Here is a 2,665-nt window from a genome sequence, read left to right as displayed (position 1 = left end):
ATGATGCACGGGATTCGAGATGATTAACAAAATCTCGATCATCTCGAACTTGATGCTCCCAAAAGCGACGTTGCCAAATAGCCTTTTCTCCTTTATGTTGTCGAGATGTTGAAATTTTACCCTGATATTGAGAATGACATTGACGGCTAAAATAACTTTTAATTAATCGCCAACGAGTTGAAAAATCTGCATCTGTTTCAGGCAATGTCCAAAGAGCATGAATGTTATCTGGTAAAATGACAATAGCATCAATCTTAAAATGATGTTGTCGCATAACATATTTAAAAGCATTTCGTAGTAAATTCACATTTTCAGGTTCACACAAAATTTTGTGACGATTGTATGTCACAACTGTAAAAAAATAAGTAGCTCCAGGTGTTTTTGCTCTACGGTATTGCATCAAGTTAGGATAACATTTATTGGATTGGTGTTTACGCAACTGGCGTTGGGTTTCGTGCCTCAACCCAACCTACCAAACTACCAAACTTTAAGACCGCAATTCCTTTGGCTTTTGAAAGTGCGATCGCTGTCATCTTGTTGGTTAAACTTTAAAGCTGCCGCTTGGGATAGGAACGCAAAAGGCGATCGCTTTTTGAGAATGAGGAAAGGTGATCGCTTTTTGATGAGGAGGAGGGGCGATCATTTTTGGGTGATGTGGGAATGGCGATCACATATCGTATTTTTCTATTATCATAGTAAAATCAGGCAAATATTTTGAAAATAACATGAAAATTAAAGCTCTAATCTGGCAAGAAGATGGTATTTGGTGCGGTTCCGTACCTGCATTGCCAGGCTGTCATACTTGGGGAGAAAGCTACGAACAATTATTAGAAATGTTGCAAGATGCGGTTCAAGGATGGCTTGAAGTTGCAAGCCAAGAAACAGAAATTGAAGCAGAAAAAGAGCTAGTCGAATTATCATTATGAAATCTATTTCTGGCCAAGCCCTTTGTAAAATTATTGAACGTTATGGTTGGCAGTTAAAACGCATTAGTAGTAGTCATCATATTTATACAAAACAGGGAATGAAAGTTATTTTATCCGTTCCTATTCATGGCAATAAAGATTTACCAATTGTTACTCTTAAGAGTATTTTGAAAGATGCTGATCTGACCGAAGATGACTTGAGATAACGGTGATCGCTGTTTTCTTGTTGATTAAATCTTAAAAACGCGATCAGGTTTTCTTTTGAAATCTAGGGTAAAGCTGTTAAAACAAAACGGATAGACGTTGCCACTACCGCCGTAAACAAAATCCCAATCAAAGCCCAAACCTGATTGCCCTGATTGCTTTCTACCTTTTCTATCTGTAATTCCATTTTATCGAATCGCTTATCCATTGAATCCAATCGTTTCTCTACATTATCAACTTTGGTTTCTACAGTAGCCAATCGAATCTGTACTTGATTCACATCTTTAGAAATTGTATCTAGCTTCTGATTCATTTCTGCTAGAACTTCGCGCAAATCTGTTTCGATGATAGTCGGTGTTGGCATAACTCATTTTGTTAATCAGGCTGACACACTCATTTTAATCTATTTTTTTGCTGAGAGAACGGCCTCTTCTCAAAATATCTAAAAAAATAATGCGATCGCCGTCATCTTGTTGATGACACTTTAAAACTGTGTTCATTTTTGCTTTTGAAAGTGCGATCGCTTTTTGGGGATGTGAGGGATACGATCATCCTGAGATTAATCTCTCAACAAAGCTCGAAAACCAGCTTGCTGAAAATGAATATCCGTTGTTAATGCTTCCGTCATTCTACGCTCTTCCATTACAATAAAAGAAATACAGTCAACAATTCCCCAATTTTTATCGTTTCTTTGACAATATAGTTGAAAAGCTTTTTGATAAAGAATTTCCGATAAGGGAATAACTGTCACCGTTTTGTCCTTTTCTAATGAGGACAATAATTTAATTGACTTAGAGCGATATTTTTGTTTAGATAAAGCATTGCCAATCTCTAAAATAATGGCTCTGGTTGTAACTAAAGGTGTTTTTGAAGCTTTTAATTGTTGGGCAATGGCAAGTGCTTTATGATGATAATCGTCCGTAGATGAAGATAAAGCGATCGCATAACTTGTATCGAGAAATTTCTCAGGGTTCATGCTCTTTTTCTTCACCATATAAATATTTATCTAGATTTTCTGACCAATCAGAGGGTCCGTCTAGTTGTAATGATTCTGCTGTCTCTAAAAAAGAAGTGAGTTCATTATTTTCATCCGATAAGTTATCAACAATAATGCGGACACGAGTATTAGCCTTCAATCTAACGGGTTGCTCTGGATGAAAGACCTTTCCGTCAAATAATGCGTTAATAGAATTAAGCATGATCTGTTGGTGAAATGATTTTTACTTGAAATATCTATATTATAAATGTAACACACCAAATTGATTGTTATTCGCTGTCATCTTGTTGGTTAAACTTTAAAGCTGCCGCTTGGGATAGGAACGCAAAGGGCGATCGCTTTTTGGTCAGGGGGAGGAGCGATCGCTTTTGGAGAGGAGGAGAAGCGATCTTGTAGGTGGCTCTTCGGGACTTGGTATGGTTCGATAGGGGAGCATAAATCGACTCAATCCTTATCTGGCAAAAGATTTAATTGATTAGTTCGCTTCAGATCGCAAACAATTGACAAAAATTGCGGCAATGTCTGTCTCTATAAAGGT

Annotated in this window: 6 protein-coding genes; 2 read left to right on the top strand and 4 right to left on the bottom strand. The window is 37.1% G+C overall.

Annotated elements, in window-relative coordinates; all coding sequences use genetic code 11:
• On the bottom strand, nt 1–400 hold a 400-nt coding region (locus IM515_RS03195; RefSeq protein ID WP_346304780.1), incomplete at its 3' end, for an REP-associated tyrosine transposase.
• A 325-nt stretch (nt 401–725) separates the two neighbouring features.
• On the opposite strand from IM515_RS03195, the gene IM515_RS03190 reads away from it, so the two are divergent.
• Complete coding sequence (locus IM515_RS03190) at nt 726–926, top strand: type II toxin-antitoxin system HicB family antitoxin (protein ID WP_002735173.1); 201 nt, start codon at nt 726–728, stop codon at nt 924–926.
• Complete coding sequence (locus IM515_RS03185; RefSeq protein ID WP_287630329.1) at nt 923–1,132, top strand: type II toxin-antitoxin system HicA family toxin; 210 nt, start codon at nt 923–925, stop codon at nt 1,130–1,132. Before IM515_RS03190 ends, IM515_RS03185 begins: the two co-directional genes overlap by 4 nt.
• Nucleotides 1,133–1,194: 62 nt before the next feature.
• Here the strand turns inward: IM515_RS03185 and IM515_RS03180 are convergent, their stop codons facing one another.
• The 3 genes from IM515_RS03180 to IM515_RS03170 form a co-directional block, all read right to left on the bottom strand.
• Nucleotides 1,195–1,494, bottom strand: a complete 300-nt coding sequence (locus IM515_RS03180) for a hemolysin XhlA family protein (protein WP_002755782.1) — start codon at nt 1,492–1,494, stop codon at nt 1,195–1,197.
• A gap of 195 nt (nt 1,495–1,689) precedes the next feature.
• Nucleotides 1,690–2,106, bottom strand: coding sequence for a type II toxin-antitoxin system VapC family toxin (locus IM515_RS03175; protein WP_287630328.1), 417 nt, complete (start codon nt 2,104–2,106; stop codon nt 1,690–1,692).
• On the bottom strand, nt 2,096–2,329 hold the full coding sequence (locus tag IM515_RS03170) for a hypothetical protein (RefSeq protein WP_036401137.1): 234 nt from the start codon (nt 2,327–2,329) through the stop codon (nt 2,096–2,098). The genes IM515_RS03175 and IM515_RS03170 overlap by 11 nt, the downstream gene beginning before the upstream one ends.
• Nucleotides 2,330–2,665 lie beyond the last annotated feature (336 nt).

The organism is Microcystis sp. M44BS1 (assembly GCF_020244875.1).
Lineage (GTDB): Bacteria > Cyanobacteriota > Cyanobacteriia > Cyanobacteriales > Microcystaceae > Microcystis > Microcystis panniformis.
Note: the sequence above shows the minus strand (reverse complement) of the source record. Positions and strands in the feature narration are given on the sequence as shown.

Coding starts and splice junctions, on each gene's coding strand:
- IM515_RS03190 (WP_002735173.1), top strand. CDS start 726: ATGAAAATTAAAGCTCTAATCTGGCAAGAAGATGGTATTTGGTGCGGT.
- IM515_RS03175 (WP_287630328.1), bottom strand. CDS start 2,106: ATGAACCCTGAGAAATTTCTCGATACAAGTTATGCGATCGCTTTATCT.
- IM515_RS03185 (WP_287630329.1), top strand. CDS start 923: ATGAAATCTATTTCTGGCCAAGCCCTTTGTAAAATTATTGAACGTTAT.
- IM515_RS03180 (WP_002755782.1), bottom strand. CDS start 1,494: ATGCCAACACCGACTATCATCGAAACAGATTTGCGCGAAGTTCTAGCA.
- IM515_RS03170 (WP_036401137.1), bottom strand. CDS start 2,329: ATGCTTAATTCTATTAACGCATTATTTGACGGAAAGGTCTTTCATCCA.